General features: G+C 61.1%; 19 protein-coding genes. 12 read left to right on the top strand and 7 right to left on the bottom strand.

Annotated elements, in window-relative coordinates:
- Positions 1-2: 2 nt before the first annotated feature.
- A complete protein-coding gene (locus OHL13_RS09100; protein WP_263409814.1) occupies positions 3-1,376 on the top strand; it encodes an ArnT family glycosyltransferase in 1,374 nt (457 codons plus the stop codon).
- A 3-nt stretch (positions 1,377-1,379) separates the two neighbouring features.
- Here the strand turns inward: OHL13_RS09100 and OHL13_RS09095 are convergent, their stop codons facing one another.
- The gene (locus OHL13_RS09095) at positions 1,380-1,970 is read right to left on the bottom strand and encodes a TetR/AcrR family transcriptional regulator (RefSeq protein ID WP_263409813.1); all 591 of its coding nucleotides are present in this window, start codon (positions 1,968-1,970) and stop codon (positions 1,380-1,382) included.
- A gap of 104 nt (positions 1,971-2,074) precedes the next feature.
- Between OHL13_RS09095 and OHL13_RS09090 the strand changes: the two genes are divergently transcribed.
- Positions 2,075-3,661, top strand: a complete 1,587-nt coding sequence (locus tag OHL13_RS09090; protein WP_263409812.1) for a DHA2 family efflux MFS transporter permease subunit — start codon at positions 2,075-2,077, stop codon at positions 3,659-3,661.
- A 96-nt stretch (positions 3,662-3,757) separates the two neighbouring features.
- On the opposite strand, the gene OHL13_RS09085 is transcribed toward OHL13_RS09090, so the two are convergent.
- From OHL13_RS09085 to OHL13_RS09075, 3 genes are read right to left on the bottom strand one after another with little or no spacing between them, the layout of a single operon-like run.
- Entirely contained in the window at positions 3,758-4,042 is a 285-nt protein-coding gene (locus tag OHL13_RS09085) for a RebB family R body protein (RefSeq protein ID WP_263409811.1), read from the bottom strand.
- A gap of 27 nt (positions 4,043-4,069) precedes the next feature.
- On the bottom strand, positions 4,070-4,465 hold the full coding sequence (locus tag OHL13_RS09080) for a RebB family R body protein (protein WP_263409810.1): 396 nt from the start codon (positions 4,463-4,465) through the stop codon (positions 4,070-4,072).
- A 3-nt stretch (positions 4,466-4,468) separates the two neighbouring features.
- Entirely contained in the window at positions 4,469-4,711 is a 243-nt protein-coding gene (locus tag OHL13_RS09075) for a RebB family R body protein (RefSeq protein ID WP_263409809.1), read from the bottom strand.
- A 415-nt stretch (positions 4,712-5,126) separates the two neighbouring features.
- Here OHL13_RS09075 and OHL13_RS09070 point away from each other — a divergent pair, with 415 nt between their 5' ends.
- Both OHL13_RS09070 and OHL13_RS09065 read left to right on the top strand, forming a co-directional pair.
- Positions 5,127-5,753, top strand: a complete 627-nt coding sequence (locus tag OHL13_RS09070; RefSeq protein WP_399256072.1) for an L-threonylcarbamoyladenylate synthase — start codon at positions 5,127-5,129, stop codon at positions 5,751-5,753.
- Between the two features lie 38 nt (positions 5,754-5,791).
- Positions 5,792-6,436, top strand: coding sequence for a YdcF family protein (locus OHL13_RS09065; protein ID WP_263409807.1), 645 nt, complete (start codon positions 5,792-5,794; stop codon positions 6,434-6,436).
- A 116-nt stretch (positions 6,437-6,552) separates the two neighbouring features.
- On the opposite strand, the gene OHL13_RS09060 is transcribed toward OHL13_RS09065, so the two are convergent.
- Positions 6,553-7,590: a DUF92 domain-containing protein gene (locus tag OHL13_RS09060; protein WP_263409806.1), complete on the bottom strand. Its 1,038-nt coding sequence runs from the start codon at positions 7,588-7,590 to the stop codon at positions 6,553-6,555.
- Between OHL13_RS09060 and OHL13_RS09055 the strand changes: the two genes are divergently transcribed.
- Entirely contained in the window at positions 7,545-8,843 is a 1,299-nt protein-coding gene (locus OHL13_RS09055) for a YncE family protein (RefSeq protein ID WP_399255507.1), read from the top strand. The genes OHL13_RS09060 and OHL13_RS09055 overlap by 46 nt on opposite strands.
- A gap of 72 nt (positions 8,844-8,915) precedes the next feature.
- Here OHL13_RS09055 and OHL13_RS09050 read toward each other — a convergent pair whose 3' ends face one another.
- Positions 8,916-9,797 carry an anti-sigma factor gene (locus OHL13_RS09050; protein ID WP_263409805.1) on the bottom strand — a complete coding sequence of 294 codons (882 nt, stop codon included), beginning with the start codon at positions 9,795-9,797 and terminating at the stop codon, positions 8,916-8,918.
- A complete protein-coding gene (locus tag OHL13_RS09045; RefSeq protein ID WP_263409804.1) occupies positions 9,794-10,318 on the bottom strand; it encodes an RNA polymerase sigma factor in 525 nt (174 codons plus the stop codon). The genes OHL13_RS09050 and OHL13_RS09045 overlap by 4 nt, the downstream gene beginning before the upstream one ends.
- A 204-nt stretch (positions 10,319-10,522) precedes the next feature.
- Here OHL13_RS09045 and OHL13_RS09040 point away from each other — a divergent pair, with 204 nt between their 5' ends.
- The 7 genes from OHL13_RS09040 (at position 10,523) to feoB (ending at position 19,351) form a co-directional block, all read left to right on the top strand.
- Positions 10,523-11,317 carry a TlyA family RNA methyltransferase gene (locus OHL13_RS09040; protein WP_263409803.1) on the top strand — a complete coding sequence of 265 codons (795 nt, stop codon included), beginning with the start codon at positions 10,523-10,525 and terminating at the stop codon, positions 11,315-11,317.
- 2 nt (positions 11,318-11,319) lie between these two features.
- A complete protein-coding gene (locus OHL13_RS09035; RefSeq protein ID WP_263409802.1) occupies positions 11,320-12,177 on the top strand; it encodes an NAD(+)/NADH kinase in 858 nt (285 codons plus the stop codon).
- Between the two features lie 398 nt (positions 12,178-12,575).
- Entirely contained in the window at positions 12,576-14,288 is a 1,713-nt protein-coding gene (locus OHL13_RS09030; RefSeq protein WP_263409801.1) for a peptidase domain-containing ABC transporter, read from the top strand.
- Entirely contained in the window at positions 14,288-15,628 is a 1,341-nt protein-coding gene (locus OHL13_RS09025) for an HlyD family secretion protein (protein WP_263409800.1), read from the top strand. Before OHL13_RS09030 ends, OHL13_RS09025 begins: the two co-directional genes overlap by 1 nt.
- A gap of 68 nt (positions 15,629-15,696) precedes the next feature.
- Positions 15,697-17,031 carry a TolC family protein gene (locus tag OHL13_RS09020; protein WP_263409799.1) on the top strand — a complete coding sequence of 445 codons (1,335 nt, stop codon included), beginning with the start codon at positions 15,697-15,699 and terminating at the stop codon, positions 17,029-17,031.
- Positions 17,032-17,192: 161 nt separating this feature from the next.
- Entirely contained in the window at positions 17,193-17,429 is a 237-nt protein-coding gene (locus OHL13_RS09015; protein ID WP_263409798.1) for a FeoA family protein, read from the top strand.
- The gene (gene feoB, locus OHL13_RS09010) at positions 17,426-19,351 is read left to right on the top strand and encodes a ferrous iron transporter B (protein ID WP_263409797.1); all 1,926 of its coding nucleotides are present in this window, start codon (positions 17,426-17,428) and stop codon (positions 19,349-19,351) included. The genes OHL13_RS09015 and feoB overlap by 4 nt, the downstream gene beginning before the upstream one ends.
- The last annotated feature ends 149 nt before the right edge of the window (positions 19,352-19,500 follow it).

The raw sequence follows: 19,500 nt of genomic DNA, 5'->3' as shown, positions 1-19,500 counted from the left end.
GCATGACGACATTGCTCGCTCGCATCGAGCGCAATACTCTGCTGAACCGTCTCCGGGACAACTTCGACTCTCCCATTAAACTGCTGCCAGCCATCGTCTTCTGCGCGCTTGCAATCCGTTTGCTGGTTGCTGCTTTTTGTGCGGGAGATATTGCCAAGGCAACCTTTGATCACGGTGACTTCGGCGCCGAAATGGGATGGGTCGCCCGGGCTCTTTACCTTGGCCATGGCTACAGCGCCCCCTTCCTGCCTATGACCGGGCCAACCGCCCTGGTGCCGCCCATCTATCCGTACCTGATGACGATGGCGTTCAAGGTCTTTGGCCTGTACACGGTGCAGGCTGCTTATGCCATGCTGGCGCTCAATGGCCTGTTCTCCGCTCTGACCTGCATCCCGGTTTACTTCAGCGTCCGCAACGTGGCCGGTGAGCGTGCCGCGCGCTGGGCCGCATGGGGATGGGCTCTGTATCCCTTCGCGATCTATTTCTCGGCGTCGCAGGTGTGGGACTACGCCCTGACCTCTCTGCTGTTCGCCTGCTGCTTCTGGGCCGCGCAGGTGCTGCATCGGTCGCACCGTTCCATCGGGTGGGCGGCGTTTGGCGCTCTGTTCGGCATTACGCTGTTGTCGAATCCTTCCGTGCTGACCTCTCTGCCGTTCCTTCTGATGATCGCTGGTTGGCGCGTTCGCCGTGCCGGAGGCCCGTGGATTCGCCGCATGGCCGTGGCCCTCCTCGCCACCATCATCGTGGTTCTCCCCTGGTCCATCCGTAACCAGCGCGCTCTGCATACCGCTGTGCCGCTGCGAGATGGCTTCTGGCTGGAGTTCTACGCGGGCAACCACGGTGACACCTCGGTCACTAATCCGCCTGAGGCGCACCCGGCAAGCAACGCCTATGAGATGAAGAAATGGGTTGAGATGGGCGAGACCGCCTACCTGCAGGAGAAGCACGATCTCTCTATCCATTTCATCCGGCAGTACCCCATCTACTTCGCAGGTGTCACCCTGCGTCGTGCGTTGCGCTACTGGACCAGCTTCTGGAGCTTCAATCCCAGCTACCTGAAGCGCGAACCCTTCGACATTCCCAACTGGTTCTTCTGCACGGGGTTGACGCTGCTGATGCTTCGCGGCATCCGCCGCTGGGTCAGCCAGGACTGGCGCTCAGCGATGCCCTACCTGGTGCTGATCACGCTCTTTCCCATTCCGTACTATCTGACGCATGCGTCCATGGACTACCGTCAGCCCATTGAGCCGCAGATTCTCGCGCTGGTCGTAGTAGGAATCGTGGGCCTGCAGCCGCAGGAGAGCTACGAACCGGAAGAAATGGAAGAAGAGTTCGACGTGGATGCGGCTGAGGCAGGGCTACAGCCCGCAAACTAGCCTTCAACCCTTCACGGCGATGGAGTCCAGATACGCTATCAGCGCGGTGCGCGCGTCTTTCAGGGCATCGTAGTTGCCTTCAAGACGGGTCATCATGACCGCGCCTTCGAGCGTCGCGATCATGACGTTGGCCGTGGTCTTGGGGGAGACCAGCGGCTGAATCTCTCCCGCGGCGATGCCGCCTTCCAGGATCCCCATAAGGCGCATCTTCCAGCCGCGCAGCGTCTTTTCCGCCAGATCGCGCAGCACCGGGTTGCCGTCGTCGCTGTCGGAGGCGGTGTTCAGCAGCGGGCAGCCGCCGGGGATCGGGGAGCGGACCTCGATAAAGTTGTCGAGGATGTGCCGTAGCTTTCCGAGAGAGGTAGGAACCTGGTCCAGCCCGGCCAGCCGTGCCTGCAGCACCTCGCTCCAGGCGTACTTGAAGCTCTCCGCGGCCAGGTCTTCCTTGTTGCGAAAGTGACGGTATATACCGCCTTTTTCCAGCCCCGTGGCCTGCATAAGCTGCGAAAGAGTGGCTCCTTCGTAGCCATGGGTATTGAAGACCGGCGCTGCCTGGGCCAGGATGCGTTCGCGGGTTTGGTCGCCTTTTTTCATTGAATCGCTTTGCCGCCGAGTTCCATCTTATCGCTTAAGAGACCGTTCGGTCTCATTTCTTTGGATGCGGTTGAGACCGTTCGGTCTTTTTTTGGGAGGGTGGCGTGGCGGAAGCCGGACGAAAGCAGATCAATCCGTGGGTGGTGGCGTTGACGGTCACCATTGCCACCTTCATGGAGCTTCTGGACACCTCCATCGCGAACGTAGCGCTGCCGCACATTGCCGGCGGCCTGGGACGCAGCTTTGACGAGGTGACCTGGATTCTGACCACCTACCTGGTGGCGAATGCGGTCATCCTGCCGATGTCGGCCTGGCTGAGCCGCGTGTTCGGGCGCAAGACGTATTACATGCTCTGCGTGGCGCTGTTTACGGTGACCAGCTTCTTCTGCGGCATTGCGCCAAGCCTGAACGTCATCCTGATTGCGCGTGTGTTGCAGGGGATTGCGGGCGGTGGACTGGCCCCGGTGGAGCAGTCGATCCTGGTGGATACTTTTCCCCCGGCGAAGCGGGCGAGCGCGTTTGCGCTGTACACGGTGGCGATTGTGACCGCACCGGCGATTGGGCCGGTGCTGGGCGGATGGATCACGGACAACTTCAACTGGCGGTGGGTCTTTTTTATCAACATTCCCATCGGCATAGCCAGCCTGCTTCTGACGGAGCGGTTCGTGCATGATCCGCCTGCCTTTGAAGAGGAGCGGCGGAAGATCAAGGCCGCGGGTGGCAGCAAGATTGATGGCGTGGGCATTGCGTTGATCGGTATCGGGTCGGCGGCGCTGGAGATTGTGCTCGACCGTGGACAGATTGATGACTGGTTCGGCAGTACGACCATCTGCTGGCTTCTGGCCATTGCCGTTACCTGCTGGGGAACAGCGATCTGGTGGGAGCTGCGCGCGCCCGATCCGATTGTCGAGTTTCACATGCTGGCCAACCGTAACTTTGCCATTGCCTGTGTCTTCTACTTCGTCTTCGGCGTGGGATTGTTTGCGACAACGACGATGATTCCCCAGGTGCTGCAGAGCCTGTACGGCTATCGCGCGATGGACGCCGGGCTGGTGCTTGGGCCGGGGGCGCTGGTGATTACCTTCCTCGCCCCGGTGGCGGCGCAACTGGTGCAGCGCGGCATCGTGCATCCACGGGTGATGATTGGGGTGAGCCTGAGCGTGGTGGGCGCGTCGATGTTCTATTACAGCAACCTGACGCTGCAGACGGACTACTTCCACTACGCCTTTGCCCGCGCTTACCAGGGGCTTGGGTATGCGTTTCTGTTTGTTCCGTTGACGGTGCTGGCATACTCCGGTCTGCGACCGGACCAGAACAACAAGGCATCGAGCCTGACCAACCTGTTCCGCAACTGGGGCGGCAGCTTCGGCGTGGCGTTTGTTACGACGATGAGCGAACGAAGGCAGAACTTTCACCAGGAAAGGCTTGGGTCAAACCTTACCGCCTCGGGTGGTGCGCTGCAGCAGACGGTCCACCAGATTACCTCGTATCTGCAGGCGCATGGCATGAGCGCGGCCGACGCGACGAGCGGAGCGTATGCGCAGGTCTACGCCATGCTGGAGGCGCAGACGCGCATGCTCGGTTTCATGGACTGCTTCCGCATGATGGGCTGGGCGACGCTGGCTGTAGCGCCCCTGGTCCTGCTGGCGAAGCACTTCCGTGCGGGAGGGAAGGCTCCGGCGGGGCATTGAGTGGTGAGGTGTGACGCCGGCCATTGAGGCCGGCGTTGGTTTTTGCTGGGAGGAGTTTGTGGCACGGCTGAAGCCGTGCCCGGACGGGAGTGGTAGCTACTCGGCTTTTGGCTTGGGAGACAGGATGTCTTCCGTGGAGATTCCGACAGCTGCCGTGTCCAGGGAGTAGAGCGTCGCCACGCCCATGGTGGTGGCGGCCTGCGCGGTGACGTAGCTCTGCTGTTGCGCGTTGGTTGCATTGTGGGCGGCATTGGCAAGCGCCTGGGCGGTAGCCTGGTACAGGTTGCCCATGGCGATTGCCGGGGATTCGGCAAGGACCTTCACATTGGTTTGGGTGACGGCATCGGTGATCTGGCCGCTGACTGTAGTGTGTTCTGCCATTTGTGTCTCTCCTGTGGTGATGTCGGGTCAGGCGGATGTTGATTGCTGCCTGAATTTTTCAAGCTCTTCGCGAATGGTTTCCATGCAGGTCTTGATCTCCTGCACGGTGTTGGTCAGGCCTGGGGTTTTGAGCTTCGCTTCGGCCAGGTCGAGAATCTGCTTGGCCTGCGATTCGTCGCCGTGCAGGATGGCTTCGGCCGCGGCGGTGGTGAAGGCCATGTGGAGCATCTGCTGGTGCTGTTGCATGAGGACGGCATTCTGCAGCGCCAGCGACAGAGATGCGGCGACGCTCTGATAGACAGCCGCGCTGAAGACGATGGGGAGGCTTTCTCCGGTGATGGCGTTCAGTTGCGATACGGCATCGGCAATCTGGCTGTTGACCGTGGTGTGAGCGGAGGAGGAGGTGTTTGCGTTTTCAGACATGGCTTAGACCTGTGCGGATCCCTTCAACCGATGCAGCCGGTTTACGCATGCGGTGGTGATGGCGTTGGCCAGGATGGAGGTCTGCTGCTGTGTGTGGGTTGCGTTATGAGCGGCCAGGGCCAGCGCCATGGCGGTGGCCTGGTACATGCTGGCAATCGCCTGTACGGGAGCCTCGCCCAGTACCGTAACGTTGGTCTGGGTTACGGCATCGGTGATCTGGTCATTGACTGCTGTGGGGAAGGCCATTTCTTTCTCCAAAAGGGGTGTGATTCGGCATTCACCGAACATGCCGCACAGGCTGGAGAAAGAGTTGCTTTGGGGATACCGGTTCTTTGCAGAACGCGAACGACGTACTCTAACGGTGTCTGCAACGAAACATAGTGGCGGCAGCAGCGGGGTGTCAAGGGAAACTCGGTTTGCGGAGGCCGGCGTTGGACTTCTCTGACGGGAGTGGTGGAGAAGCGGATCCTTACAGAAGGACAAAGGACGAGAGAGGCAATACAGATCCCTTCACTCCGTTTTGCCTCGGTCAGGATGAGAAAGAGGCGGAAGCGTCGGCGGCAAATGCGGGGCATTTTGCTTGCACCTTGCACCCGGAACCGTGCGCCGTTACCCTGAATCAAGTTTCCGAGGGACCGTATTGAGCGCTGACGTTGTTCGTATGCATCCGGATGAACCGGAGCCGGATATGGTGGCCTATGTGGCCGAACGCCTGAACCAGGGTGAAGTGGTTGGGATCCCGACCGATACCTTCTATGGACTTGCCGTAGACCCGGTCAATCTTCGCGCGGTGGAGCGCATTTACGAGATCAAGAAGCGCGCGAAGTACAAGCCGCTGAGCCTTCTGCTCTCCGAGGTCTCGCAGTCGTACGAGCTGGCCCGGGACCTGGACACGGCCTTTGACCGGCTGACGGAGAAGTTCTGGCCCGGTCCGCTGACCATTATTGTGAAGGCGGGCGGCAAGCTGCCGCTGCGGGTGACGGCACAGACGGGCAACGTGGCCCTGCGTGTGCCGGAGGCGGCGATTCCGCGGGCGGTGGCCGCCAAGCTGGGGCTGCCGATTACGGCGACTTCGGCCAATCTTGCAGGTCTGCCGGAGTGCACCCATGCCACCGGTGTCCGCGAGCAGATTGGCGATCAGATCCCTCTGATTGTGGATGGCGGACCGACGGCGCGTTCGCTGCCGACTACGATTGTCGATTTGAGCGGCGGTGGTTCGTCGTGGATGATTCTGCGGGAGGGCGCGATTCCTACGCACGAGATTGCGCTGGCCCTGCAGCGGACCTGATCCTGGTCACTTTACCCGGCTTCGTATGATGGAAGCACATGCCTGAACGGAAATGGCACTTTTGGCGCTGGTTGCTGCTGCTGGTCCTGCTTGGGGCCACGCTGTGGTGCGCCTGGGTGTATCGCCAGATAGTGCGCGTGGCGGAAGAGGACCAGGCGCAGACGGCCGATGCGATTGCTGTTTTTGGAGCAGCGGAGTATGGCGGGCGGCCTTCACCGGTGCTGCATGCGCGGCTGGACAAGGCGGTGGCGCTCTACCGGCTGGAGGTTGCGCCGGTGATTGTGACGCTGGGCGGCGGATCCGAGAAAGACTCCGGACGCACGGAGGGTGGCGTGGGGCGTGACTACCTGCTGGCGAATGGCGTGCCTTACGACAAGATCATCCCGGAGACGCGGTCCGTCGATACGGAGCAGCAGGTGCAGGTGCTGGCGGACCTGGCGCGTGCTTCCAGCTGGCAGCACATCGTGGTGGTCAGCGACGGATCGCACCTGTTCCGCATCCGCGAGCTGTGCCGCCAGGCAGGCCTGAATGTGTGGACGTCGCCGCGGGCGATCTATGGCCGCATTACGCCGTGGGACTACCGGATGAGGATTCTGCACGAAATTGTCAGCTACACCGCCGTGCGCTTGCACGTTCCCGCGAGTTTTGTTCATCGCTGGTGGGTGGGTGCAGAAGACCTTTAGCCTGGGGATCCTTCGCTTCGCTGCGGAATGACAAACAAGAAAACGAAGTGCAAATGCAGGTCCCTCCACTTCGCTCCGCTGCGGTCGGGATGACAACGCAAAACAGGTGTTTTGAGCTAGCGCAGGAGGCTGATGCCGACGGCGGCGGCCAGGGCTGCGATCAGGGTTGAGATGAAGTTCACCAGGTCGTTGCCGAGCCATCCGGCGCGCTCGACGGTAGCGCCGAGCAGGCTGTCGGCGAAGAAGCCGATCAGGGATGCGAAGAAGGCGGCGGCGGCGACGCGGGGCGTCAACAGGAAGGCCCACCAGCCGATGCCAGTGATGGCGGCTGCTCCGGCAACGCCAATGAGGGTTCCGGCCAGGGAGATGGCGCCGTCGGTGCCGGGCGCGACGCGGCGGAAGCCGAGCCATGGATCGCCGCCGAAGACCTGTCCGAGCTCGGAGGAAAGGGTGTCGGCCGTGGCCTCGGCCAGGGCTGCGAGGCAGGCGGCAAGCGAGGCGAAGTAGCTGAAGGGGAAGGGAAGTTTCAGTGTCTTGCCAAGGAGAGTTGCGCCGAGCCAGGTGATGATGAGCGCGGCGACGGCCAGGTTGGCGCAGACCTGTGCGGCGTTGCGGCCGTGCTTGGGTTCGGCGAGACCGAGGCGTTCTTTCTGCCTGCGGCGGGTTTTGGTGGCGGCCCAGGTGAGGAGGAACAGGGCCAGAAGAGGAGTCAGGGCGGAGTGCAGAAGGGTTTTGTTGTAGTCGCGGGTCCAGCTGACGAGGTCAAAGCAGATCATGGCGCCGACCAGGGTGCCGCCCAGGGTGGCTGCGCGCAGGCTGAAGACAACCGCGGCGAAAAGCAGGGAAATTGCCAGCGGGGGGACGACGAAGGAGAATCCTGCGCGTCCAATGCTGAAGTTCAGGATAGAAAAACAGGTGAGCAGCAGGCAGCAACCGCAGAGTCCTGTGAGGAATTTGGACTGCCGCCGGTCTCTGCTGGCGGGAATGGTCTTTCCGGGAACCGTAAGGATAGTCTTGCTCCTGCACCTGTGATTTACAATCGGCTTTGAGCATATCGGACCTCGGTCTGCGTTTGGGAGATGGTTTGGCTTCAGAAGTTCGTAGCGCAGTGAAAATGCTGGCCAAGGCCGGTGCAGTGTTGGCAGCAGCGGCATCGCTGGTTCCGTTGAGCGGTTGCGGCAATACGTATCGTGCTGTCATCAGCTCCATCAACCCGGTCGGCCCGGCAACGCAGCCGCAAAAGCTGTTGGCCGTTGTTTCCGACCCTGGAAATAATCAGCCCGGCCTGATCACCGTGGTCGATTTCGCGGGTGACACGGTGCTGGCGGTGGCCAACATCGATCCGAAGCCCACGTATTTCGACCTGCTGCCTGCCAGCAACGGCGGTACGGGCTACTCGCTGCATGCGAGTTCGACGGGAACGCTGCTCAACAATTTCGATGTCTCTCCCACGCTGAAGACAAATATCGTCTACTCGACGACGCTGTTTTCCGATGCGCAGGCAAATGCCCTGGTGGCAACCTCCGCGGGCGCGTATGTCAGCGAGCCTGGCCGTTCTGCGATTGGCCAGATTGTCGGCGGTTCGCCGGCATCGCTGCGGCAGGAGTACAGCGTCGGCGCCAATCCGCAGTACGTGATCGGACTCTCCGGTTCGGCCCGCTACTATGCCATCAGCCAGGGTACGGGCACGACGGGAACCGCGGCGGCGATTGAGACGGCGACCTCCACGATTTCGACCTCCATCAATGTTGGAACGCAGCCGATCTACGGCGTGATGAGCGCTGACGGGAAGCGTGTCTTTGTCGTGAACAAGGGCAGCAACAACATCTCGGTCATCAATGCGCAGGCCAATGCGCTGGATACGGCGCACCCCACGCTTGCCGTGGGAACCACGCCTGTCTGGGCGGATACGGTTTCGACGATCAATGAGTTGCTGGTGCTGAACCAGGGATCGACGACCAGTTCGCTGAGCATCATCAATGTTCCGCTGTGCAATGCGAATGCTTCGACCAGCAATCCGAACTGCGACTCGACCAACCCGGTGGACGCGACGGACTTTGGAACGGTTGTAGCGACGGTACCGCTGGGCAAGAACTGCACGCAGGTCTCCGCTCTGCAGGATGCTACGCGTGCCTACGTGATGTGCGATGACGATCCGACGAATTCGGATGCGAGCAATGGCGTGGTGTATGTCGTGAACCTGACGACGAACACGGTGACCGCGCGTGTGAAGGTTTCGGGGCATCCGAACTGGATTACCGCCGTGACCGGAACGCCGAAGGGCAAGGTCTACACGACGGCCCGCGATTCGCACCTGCTGACGGTGATCGACACCAGCACCGACACCAAGTACACCACCATTGACGTGCTTGGAAATGGCGTTGCCGTTCGCCGGAACGCACAGTAACCAGTTTTCAGGTAAGAGAAAGGGCGGACCCCGAGGGGGTCCGCCCTTTTGCTTGTACCGATGTCTTGTTGCTTACATGCCCACCATGATGATGGGCAGCGTGGGAACCTGGGAGCCGCCATTGTTTTCGATGGTGACACCGAAGGCTTTCGCGTCCACGCCCTTTGGAACATCGGGAAGGACGATGGAGGCGTTGCCGCGCGCATCCGGCTTGAAGGTGCCGGCGGCGATGGGTGAGCGGCTGGTGTCGGTCGGAATGATCCAGAGCTCGTAGGTCTTGTCCGGAGCGACCGGAGCGATGTTGCTGGCGAGGAAGAGCAGCACGCCGCGGTCGGAGCGATAGATGACGCGTCCGGTGGGAGCAGGAGCGGTCTCCGCGCGGGTGAGGGTGACGCGCTGGGTCGTGTTGTCCGACAGGGCGTCGAGAATGGTGCGCGCGCGTGCGGCGTCTTCTGAGAGGCTGGCCATCTGCGCCGTATTCATACGCAGGGTCTGCTGCAGCTCCTCGCGCTGGCGGTAGATATAGAAACCACCCACGGCAAGGCCCGCTGCCACGGCCCATCCGGCCCAGCCAAAGATGAGGGTTCCGATGCCGGTCTTGCGCGGCGCCTCGTCTTCGTACTCGTCCTCAAAGGAGGTCTGGCGTCCGTAGCCAGCGAAGGGAACCGCTCCGTCAGAGGAGTGGTGGGGGCGCAACATTGGCTCCGGCGCAGGGATGGCCTTCTTCTCGTGGCCGACCTGGGTCATGAGGCGCTGGCGGGAAAGCGTGGGCGGAGACTGCATCTCCGCGGTGTGGGCGAAGGCCGCCAGATCGCCCTGGATGGTGGCCAGTTCACGACGGCAGTCCGGGCAGGTGCGCAGGTGGGTCTGCACCACCGCGGCTTCCTCGGGCGTGAGGAATTGCATGGCATAGAGCGCCAGGTCGTCGGCCGGTATGTGTCTGGGCTCGATCATGCCTGGAAGCTCCTTCGCAGTGAAATGAGCGCACTGCGGATGCGGGTTTTGACGGTGCCAAGCGGGTCACCTGTCATTTCTGAGATCTCGGTGTGCGTCAGGCCGTCGAAGAAGGCCATTTCCAGTGTTTTGCGTTGTTCTGAGGGCAGATTCTGGATGACGGTGCGGGCTTTTTCAATCAGGGCGTTGCGTTCTGCCTCGTCGGCCAGGTTGAAGCCGGAGGAGAGGATGACATCTTCGACGGAATCTGTGGGGCGGCGGCGGCGCAGGGCGTCAATGGAGCGGTTGCGGGCGACGACGGCCAGCCATGCGCCGAGAGTGCCACGGGTCTCCTCAAAGGTCTCCGGATTGCGCCAGATCTGCATAAAAACGTCCTGCAACACATCTTCCGCGGTGCCCGGATCCCTGAGGACCCGTAGAGCCACCGAGTAGACCACCCGCGAGTACCGGTCATAGAGCGTTGCCATCGCCTGCTCATCACCCCTGCGGACAAGGGCGAGCAGGGATGCATCATCGCGCATCGGGCTTCCGGGCTCGGTCCTCACTTCAGGGTCTCGATACATGAACGGTCTGGCGGCGGTTCCGGATTAAGTGCGTTGCGAAAGTGGTTTTATGCCATGAAAGGGTTGCATGTGTGAGATGCAAACTGGCGGGTCATCCCGCTCATTCTACAGAGAATTCTCCCATGCACGCAGTCGTATGGCTTTGAGTGTACTCTGCCATAAGTGGTTGCCGCTGCAAAACTTCGCCTCGATAAGCTGTTGATGGAACGCGCGCTTGCTCCCAGCCGGGAGCGAGCCCAGGCCATGATTATGGCCGGCCGTGTACTGGTCAACGAACAGAAGCTGGACAAGCCCGGAGCACCGGTGGCTGCCGATGCCGTCGTTCGCATTCTGGGCGACGACCTGCGGTATGTGAGCCGCGGCGGTCTGAAGCTGGAACATGCGTTGAAGCACTGGAATGTGGATCTGAACGGCTTGTTTTGTCTGGATGTGGGTGTCTCGACCGGCGGATTTACGGACTGCATGCTGCAGCATGGAGCCGCCGAGGTGCTGGGTGTGGATACCGGGGCCGGGCAGATTGCCGAGAAGTTGCGCCAGGACACTCGGGTGAACCTGCGGGAGCGAACGAACGCGCGGCTGCTGCAGCCGGGCGATCTGCCGGCGGGGATTCGTTTTCTGGCGATGGATGTTTCCTTTATCTCGGCCACACTGGTGTTGCCCGCGGTGGTGGGAGCGTTGAAGGCGGCGGAGCAGGGAAGCTGGCCCGGACAGATGGTGGTGCTGGTGAAGCCGCAGTTTGAGGCCGGACGCGAGGCCGTGGGCAAGGGCGGCATTGTGCGGGATGAGGCTGCGCAGAAGGGCGCGGTGGAGAAAGTGCGCCAGTGCGTGGCGGAGCTTGGCGGAGGGGAGATTGAGGTGATCGATTCTCCCATTCTTGGCGGCGGAGAAGGCGGCGAAGGGAACCGCGAGTTCCTGTTGCATGCCGTCTTTGGGCCGGCGGAAGGTACACTGGGCTAAGCATGCGTAGGGTCGCGATCATCTCCAAACCGCAGAAGGCTGAGCTGGAAACTATTCTCCCGGAACTTGCTTCCTGGCTGGTGTCACGAGGCTTTGAGCCGATTTTCGACGATGTCTCGGCCGGGTATGCCAAGTCAGAGCACTCGGTGGAGCGGACGGAGATGCCGGCGCTGGAGCCGGAGCTGGTGGTGGTGCTGGGTGGCGATGGAACGCTGCTGAGCGCATCGCGGGCCTTTGCCAAGACCGGAACGCCGATTCTGAGCGTGAACCTGGGATCGCTGGGCTTCCTGACGGAGATTCCGATCCAGGACCTGTACAAGGCCCTGGAAGCCTGGTGTGTGAACTGTTGCGAGGTGGATGAGCGCAGCATGATGCACGCCGAGCTGTGGCGCGACGGCAAGGTGTTCTGCGAGTTTGAAGCGCTGAACGACGTCGTGATCTCAAAGGGAGCAATTGCCCGCATGGGCGACTTTACGATCCGCCTGAATGGCAAGCTGGTGGCGACCTTCCGGGCCGATGGCATGATTGTTTCGACACCGACGGGATCGACGGCGTACTCACTGGCGGCCAATGGGCCGATTGTGATGCCGGATGTGAATGCGATGATCGTCAATGCGATCTGTCCGCACCTGCTGACGATTCGTCCGATTGTGGTGCATGGCGATTCCGAGATCCAGATCAAGGTGGAAGGCGTGGCAGACCAGACCTACCTGACCGTGGATGGCCAGGAGGCGGTGGAGATGAAGGTGGATGATGAGCTGCACTGCCGCCGATCGCAGCACGCCGTCAAGCTGATCCAGCAGTACGATACGGGATTGTTTGATGTGCTGCGGACGAAGCTGAAGTGGGGCGTGCGGTAGAGCGCTTGTTGAGATCGGGATTTTCGGAACGCCGGCCATGGAGGCCGGCGTTGTTGTTTTAATGTCCCGCGCGTTTGTGCTACTTCCCATGCGTGCTTCGTATGGGTGAGGCGTCCGGAGTTGTGGCCAAAAGATGGGTATCTCTGGACAAAAGATTGCAGGGCGGAGGGCGAAAGATTGGTCTGACCAGGCCTCTGCTTCCGCTATCGTCACAATGGTAGTGGCGTCGAACCATGAGAACGAAAAGGAAGGGCCCAAACTAAAAGATGCCCTCCTTTCACAACACTTCTTGGTGCGTTTCGACGAGCGCATAGAACGATTAATTCTGTCTCTGTCGCGGATTCCTCTCTGGCCAGGCGTCTGCGGGAACGAACCCGAAAAATAAATCAAAAGAGGCCATGTCTCATTCTTCTTCTCATCAGCCGCTCCATACCCCTTTACAACGTTTATTTCGCCTCCTCCAGCCGGATCGTTCTGATCTCTGGGTAGTTGTTGCGTACTCCATCGCGATTGGTCTGCTGACGCTGGCACTTCCTGTTGCCTCGCAGGCGTTGATCAACACGGTTGCATTTGGCACGGTTCTGCAACCGCTGCTGGTGTTGTCGATCCTGTTGTTTGCGGCGCTGGCTGCCGCTGGAACGATCCAGGTGATGCGCCACTGGCTGGTGGAAATCCTGCAGCGGCGCATCTTTGTCCGTGTGGCGGGAGATGTGAGCGACCGGCTGATCCGGGGGCGGAGCAGCTTTTTTGACAGCGCCCACGGGCCGGAGCTGGTGAATCGCTTTCTGGATGTGGCCATTGTGCAGAAGAGCGTCTCGCTGCTGCTGATCGACGGCCTGACGATTTTGATGCAGACCATCGTTGGGCTTCTGCTGCTGGCGATCTATCATCCGCTGCTGCTGCTGTTTGATGCGGTGCTGTTTTTGATGATTGTGTTCATCCTGTTCGGCCTGGGACGCGGCGCTATCCGCACCAGCATTGCGGAATCGCAGGCGAAGTATGAAGTGCTGGCGTGGCTGGAAGAGCTGGCGCGTCATCGCGGTACCTTCCGCTCCACGCAGGGAAGAAACTTCGGCTGGTTGCGGAGCAATGCGCTGACGACCACCTATGTTGAGGAGCGTACGTCGCACTTCCGCGTGGAGCTGCGGCAGAACATTGGATCGCTGGCGCTGCAGGCTTTTGCGCTTTCGGCGCTGCTGGGCGTTGGCGGTTACCTGGTGACGGTAGGGCAGCTTACGCTGGGCCAGCTGGTTGCCGGTGAACTGGTGGTCGGCATGGTGGTGTATGGCTTTACCAAGCTGAACAAGTCGCTGGAGGGCTTCTACGACCTGTCTGCCGCGATGGATGAGCTGGGCTTCCTGGAAGATCTTCCGGTGGAGAAGGAGCTTGGAAGCTATGTTCTGGAGGCGGGATCCGCTGCTTCGGTCCAGGTGTTTGGCGTGGAGTATCGCTATGAAAATGGACCGAGCCTGTTGCATAGCCTGAACCTGAACGTGAATGCCGGTGAGAAGGTGGCGTTGCATGGCTCGCTTGGCTCGGGCAAGTCGACGCTGCTGGACCTGATCTCTTCACTGCGTACACCGACGAAGGGCCACCTGGAGATTGACGGCCACGACTATCGTGAGCTGCGGCTGGATAACCTGCGGACGCGGATTGCGCTTGTCCGCAGGCCGGAGATCTTTGCCGGAACGCTGCTGGAGAACCTCACGCTGGGAGCGGATGTTGACGCCAGGAGGATTCGCACCGTGCTGGAGCAGGTGGGCCTGCAGGCGGCGGTAAGCGGCCTTTCCGACGCCCTGCAGACGCGGCTCTCCACGGGAGGTTCGCCGCTGACGCGTACGCAGGCGTTGCGGTTAGCTGTGGCGCGCGCGTTGCTGGCCAGACCAGCGGTCGTGCTGGTGGATGGATTGCTGGATGAGATGGAAGGGCTGGAGAGTAACGATCCGATGGTAAATACGCTGCTGGCGCCCGATGCTCCATGGACGCTGATCCTGACCTCGGACCGGCCGGAGATTCTACGGCGCTGCGGGCGTATCTATCGCCTGTCTTCGGGCTCGCTCTATGAGAGCGGCCACTCCCAACCTGGCAACAACAATCAGGAGCACGCATAGTGACGACAGCTACGCAAGATCAAACCTCCACCGGCAAGATGTCCATTATGGAAACCCTGGGCACGCCGAAGGCAATACGGGCGATTGCCCTGATGCTGGGCGGCCTTCTTCTGCTGATCATCCTGGCGTTGTTTTCGCCATGGCAGCAGAATATCGATGGCGCCGGGCGTGTGACCGCGCTGACGCCGGTCGAACGGCAACAGGCGATCGACACATCGGTCGATGGCCGCGTTGTGAACTGGCATGTGATTGAAGGAACCCATGTCACGAAGGGCAGCCCGATTGTCGATATCGCTGACATTGATCCGACAATGCCTGAGCGGCTGCGCCTGGAGAAAGACGCGTATGAAGATCGCATTCGTGCCGCGACTGCGCGCGAGCAGCAGTTGGGCAGCCGTCTTCTTGAGGTGCAGTCGCAACTTGTGAATGACCTGAACGCGGCCGATAACAAGATTCGCCAGGCGCAGGACAAGGTGGAGGGAGCGGAGAGAGCGGTCGATTCCGCAGAGGCGAAGGAGATTGCCGCCAAGAAGAATATCGACCGTGTGCGCGTGCTGTTTCCGAACGGTGTTGTGTCGAAGCGCCAGGTGGAAGTAGCTGAGGCCGAGTACACAGCCGCGGTGGCGGATGTGAGGAAGAGCAAGGCCGCACTGAGCGAGAGCCGCAACGCTTTGCGGACGAGTGAGGCCGAACGGGGCAAGACGAACAACGTTGGCCGCGCTTTGATCAACGATGCGCGGGCGAGCCAGCAGTCTGCACGGTCAGAGATTGCCAGCGCACAGGCGGCGCTGCAGCCGGTGCAGGTGAAGGTGAATCGCCAGGCGACGCAGACGATCACGGCCCCGGCGGATGGCACGATCTTCCGCCTGGTGGCGCAGCCGGGCAGCGCCGTGTTGAAAGCGGGCGAAGAGATTGCTTCGTTTGTGCCTGATAACTCCGCGCCGATTGTTGAGCTGTGGGTAGCGGGCCGCGATATGCCGCTGATCAGCCCCGGGCGCAAGGTGCGGCTGCAGTTTGAAGGCTGGCCAGCGATCCAGTTCACGGGCTGGCCGTCGGTGGCTGTGGGTACCTTTGGCGGCAAGGTCCGGCTGGTTGATCCGACGGACAATGGCAGCGGCAAGTTCCGCATCCTGGTAGAGCCTGATCCGAACGACAGGACTCCGTGGCCGGATCTGCGGTATCTGCGGCAGGGTGTTCGCGTGCATGGATGGGTGCTGCTCAACCGCGTTTCGCTGGGCTTTGAACTGTGGCGTTTGTTCAACGGATTCGCACCTGTTGTCGATCAGGAGAAGTTCGGTAAGACGACCGGAGACGGCAAAGCAACGGAGAAGAAGAAGTGATGAGTGGAGGCAGAAACTGGTTTCATAAAGCTTTTGCCATTTGCTGCCTGCTGGTATCGGGCTACTCCATGCGTGCAGATGTTTTGCAGCAGGCGGATGTGGAAGAGGCGGTTCGAAGGGCGTATCCGCCGTTGCTGGCGGCGCTGCAAGAGATCAAGCAGGCCAACGCCGATGCGATTTCCGCGCGAGGTAAGTTCGATACCAAGGTGAAGACCAAGGCGGAGAACAACGCTCTTGGTTATTACGAAAACCGCGTCGCCGATGTCACCGTGGAGCAACCGCTGCGGTGGGGAGGCGCGGACATCTTTGGCGGCTGGCGCGTTGGCGAGGGCTACTTCCCGGTGTATGAGGGCAAGTACCAGACGCGCTCCGGCGGTGAGTACCAGGTCGGCGTGCGGCTTCCAATCGTTCGGGACCGCAGCATTGACTCACGGCGTGCGGATCTGACCAAGACGGAGATCGGTCAGCAGATTGCGGGCTTGTCTGTGGAGCAGCAGCGGCTTGCCATTATGAACAGCGCCGTGCAGCGGTATTGGCTTTGGGTGGCGGCCGGCAACAAGCTGGCGATTGCGCGGAATGTGCTGCAGACTGCACAGAGCCGCCAGTCGCTGCTGGACCTGGGAGTGGATTCGGGCCAGTTGCCCGCGATTGATGCGATGGACAATCGCAAGGCGATTCTGCAGCGCCAGGGCCAGGTGGTGGAAGCTACGCGATCGTTGCAGGCCGCCGCGCTTGACCTGTCACTGTTCTATCGTGATGCGGCCGGACAGCCAATTGTTCCCACGGAAAATGAGCTGCCGCCTGAGGTGACGCAGAGCCAGGTTCCTGACCCGGACAACATGGAGGCATCGGTTGCGCTGGCCCTGGAGAAGCGTCCGGATGCGCAGCGTGTGGCAGCCCAGCGCGCCTCCGCGAATGTGGACTTGAAGCTGGCGAAGAACCAGAAGCTGCCCGAACTGGACTTTACCTCCAGCTTTGCCAATGGACTGGGAGCACGCGATGGCGTCAGCCGCGGACCGAAGGAGTTCCGGGCCGGCATCGTATTCGAGCTGCCGATCCAGCGACGCGTGGCCGAGGGCAAGATCCAGTCTTCGCTGGCCAAGGTTGCGCAATACACGCAGAGGGAGCAGTTTGCGAGGGACACGATTCGCGAAGAGGTACAGGATGCCATCTCGGCGCTGACAACGGCATCGCAGCGGTTGAAGCTGGCGCAGGAAGAGCTCAGCATCACCAGGCAACTGGAGCAGGCCGAGCGTGCGAAGTTCGACCTTGGAGAAGGCACGCTGTTTCTGCTGAATCTGCGAGAGCAGGCGACGCTGGAAGCGGCCATCAAGCGGGTGACAGCACTGGCCGACCACCAGCGTGCGGTCGCTGCCTACAGGTACACGATGGCTGATTTTTAGCCATCGTGCGTGCGAGCCAGCGCTGGTTTCTACCGGCGCTGGCCTTTTTGTTTTGCCCGCAAGAGAAACGCAATTGAAACCGATTGTCGGGAATCTTTTGTGGGAGCAAAACATCCAACAACAGTAATTCGGACTAATGTAGACTGAATTAGGTGGAAGCGATGTCCCTGAGCGAGATGAAGGTAGGCCAGCATGGCCGTCTGGAGCGGGTGGATTTGCCGGAAGAGGTGGGCGATCACCTGGCGCATATGGGCTTTTTGCCCGGAGCCGGCATCCATGTGCTGCGTCGTGCGCCGGGGGGAGATCCAACTGTCTATCGCGTTGATGGCATTGAGGTTGCTCTGCGTAAGGAGACGGCCCGCCACCTGTTTATGACCCCGATCGAGAAGGTCCAATGAGCTCCTGCTGTACCCCCGGAGATTCGAATACTGCTGTTCTGACGCCGCTGCCAAGCGCGGCGGGGACGAAGGGGCAGATTCGCACGATTGCGTTGATCGGGCCACCGAATTGCGGCAAGTCGACGCTGTTCAATCGCCTGACGGGGTTGCGCCAGAAGGTGGGCAACTATCCGGGTGTGACGGTGGAGCACCGCTCGGGAAAGATGAAGGCGATTGGCCGCAGCGACCTGACGCTGGTGGACCTGCCGGGAATCTATTCGTTCGCTACGTTTTCTGAAGATGCCCGCGTTGCCGTGGATGTGCTGAAGGGGCAGATGCCGGGTGTGGCCGCTCCGGATGCGGTGCTGCTGGTGCTGGACTCAACGCATATGAACCGCCAGCTGATGCTGGCCGCGCCGATTCTTGCGCTGGGATTGCCGACGCTGGTGATCCTGAATATGTCGGATGTGCTGGAGTCGCGCGGCGGCAAGGTGGATGTGCTGGCGATGGCGCGGGAGCTGGGCCATCCTGTGGCGCTGATTTCGGCGGCCAAGGGCACGGGCATTGATCGCGTTGCTGACTTTTTGAACCAGTATGGTGACTTTGAGGTCACACGTCCCGGATCGGTGAAGCTGCCGGTGATCCAGAGCGCGGACAGCTATCGCAAGTGGGCCACGCAGGTGAGTTCGCGTACGCAGTATCAGCAGCCGAACGCTCCGAAGTGGACGCGACGGCTGGACCAGGTGCTGCTGCATCGCGCGTGGGGACCGCTGATTTTTCTGGCGGTGGTGATCTGTGTCTTCCAGGTGGTGTTTGGGCTGGGCCAGCCGCTGAGCGATGGCATGGACGGGTTGCTGACGTCGCTGGGTGTGAAGGTTGCGGCGTTTTTGCCGGATGGCTGGATGCGGGCCCTGCTGCGCGATGGGTTGTGGAACGGCGTGCAGTCGGTGCTGGTGTTTCTGCCGCAGATCCTGCTGCTGTTTGCGTTTATCGGCGTGCTTGAGGACTCCGGCTACCTGGCGCGTGCGGCGCTGATTGCCGACCGCCTGATGCGCTCGATTGGCTTGAACGGCAAGGCGTTTATTCCGTTGCTGAGCGCGTACGCCTGCGCTGTGCCGGCGATTATGGCGACGCGCACGATTGAGAACAAGCGTGACCGGTTTGCGACGATCCTGATTGCACCGTTCATGACCTGCTCGGCGCGGTTGCCGGTGTACACGCTGATTATTGCGGCCTTTGTTCCGGACCGTCCGCTGATTGGGCGGCTGGTGGGTCTGCGCGCGACGGTGATGCTGGGGCTGTATGTGCTGGGCTTCCTGGCGGCGTTATTTACGGCGCGCGTGCTGAAGTCGTCGCTGCTGAAGGCGTCGGCATCGGCGCCGTTCATCCTGGAGCTGCCGCAGTATCGCTGGCCCACGGTGCAGGGACTTGCGCTGCGTTTGTATGACCGCGCGAAGCTGTTTCTGCGCAAGGCGGGAACGATCATCCTGGGTGTGACCTTTGCCGTTTGGGTGCTAAGCGTTTTGCCGGTGCATCACGGCGAGTTCTCGGCGCTGACAGATTCGATCATCGGCCATGTGGGGCACTGGATTGAGCCGGTGATCCGTCCGCTGGGCTTCAACTGGAAGATCGGCATCGGCCTGTTGAGCTCGATTGTGGCGCGCGAGGTGATTGTGGGTACGCTGGGCACGCTGTATGGCGTTGACCCGGAGACGCATGCGCTTGGCCTGCAGCAGGCGCTGCGCGGGGATATGACGCTGGGTGGAGCGCTGGCGCTGGTGGTCTTCTTTGCCTTCGCCCTGCAATGCACCTCGACGATCATCATGGTGCGGCGCGAGACCAATAGCTGGCGCTGGCCGGCGATCCAGTTCACATATATGACGGCGTTTGCATATATCGCGGCGCTGGTGACCAATCAGCTTGTGAACCTGATTACACGGTAGGGAATCTTCCCGGTTTTCGCCGGGATGACAAAGAGTTTTCAAGCCGTCGGACATGTATTTGTCCGGCGGTTGCTGTTTTGAGAGAGAAGTTGTCTTATCCAGGTATCGGAAGTCGTTATATGCACTCGTGCAAGTTATGTGCCACGAAC

Origin of the sequence: Terriglobus tenax (genome assembly GCF_025685395.1) — a bacterium.
In the GTDB taxonomy this organism is placed as follows: domain Bacteria; phylum Acidobacteriota; class Terriglobia; order Terriglobales; family Acidobacteriaceae; genus Terriglobus; species Terriglobus tenax.
Note: the sequence above shows the minus strand (reverse complement) of the source record. Positions and strands in the feature narration are given on the sequence as shown.

Bases quoted from the DNA above. Each gene is read 5' to 3' on its own strand.
- OHL13_RS09030 (WP_263409801.1), top strand. From the start codon at position 12,576: ATGTCTCATTCTTCTTCTCATCAGCCGCTCCATACCCCTTTACAACGT.
- OHL13_RS09050 (WP_263409805.1), bottom strand. From the start codon at position 9,797: ATGATCGAGCCCAGACACATACCGGCCGACGACCTGGCGCTCTATGCC.
- OHL13_RS09045 (WP_263409804.1), bottom strand. From the start codon at position 10,318: ATGCGCGATGATGCATCCCTGCTCGCCCTTGTCCGCAGGGGTGATGAG.
- OHL13_RS09015 (WP_263409798.1), top strand. From the start codon at position 17,193: ATGTCCCTGAGCGAGATGAAGGTAGGCCAGCATGGCCGTCTGGAGCGG.
- OHL13_RS09095 (WP_263409813.1), bottom strand. From the start codon at position 1,970: ATGAAAAAAGGCGACCAAACCCGCGAACGCATCCTGGCCCAGGCAGCG.
- OHL13_RS09075 (WP_263409809.1), bottom strand. From the start codon at position 4,711: ATGGCCTTCCCCACAGCAGTCAATGACCAGATCACCGATGCCGTAACC.
- OHL13_RS09060 (WP_263409806.1), bottom strand. From the start codon at position 7,590: ATGCCGCTGCTGCCAACACTGCACCGGCCTTGGCCAGCATTTTCACTG.
- OHL13_RS09100 (WP_263409814.1), top strand. From the start codon at position 3: ATGACGACATTGCTCGCTCGCATCGAGCGCAATACTCTGCTGAACCGT.
- feoB (WP_263409797.1), top strand. From the start codon at position 17,426: ATGAGCTCCTGCTGTACCCCCGGAGATTCGAATACTGCTGTTCTGACG.
- OHL13_RS09085 (WP_263409811.1), bottom strand. From the start codon at position 4,042: ATGGCAGAACACACTACAGTCAGCGGCCAGATCACCGATGCCGTCACC.
- OHL13_RS09065 (WP_263409807.1), top strand. From the start codon at position 5,792: ATGCCTGAACGGAAATGGCACTTTTGGCGCTGGTTGCTGCTGCTGGTC.
- OHL13_RS09070 (WP_399256072.1), top strand. From the start codon at position 5,127: ATGCATCCGGATGAACCGGAGCCGGATATGGTGGCCTATGTGGCCGAA.
- OHL13_RS09080 (WP_263409810.1), bottom strand. From the start codon at position 4,465: ATGTCTGAAAACGCAAACACCTCCTCCTCCGCTCACACCACGGTCAAC.
- OHL13_RS09020 (WP_263409799.1), top strand. From the start codon at position 15,697: ATGCGTGCAGATGTTTTGCAGCAGGCGGATGTGGAAGAGGCGGTTCGA.
- OHL13_RS09035 (WP_263409802.1), top strand. From the start codon at position 11,320: ATGCGTAGGGTCGCGATCATCTCCAAACCGCAGAAGGCTGAGCTGGAA.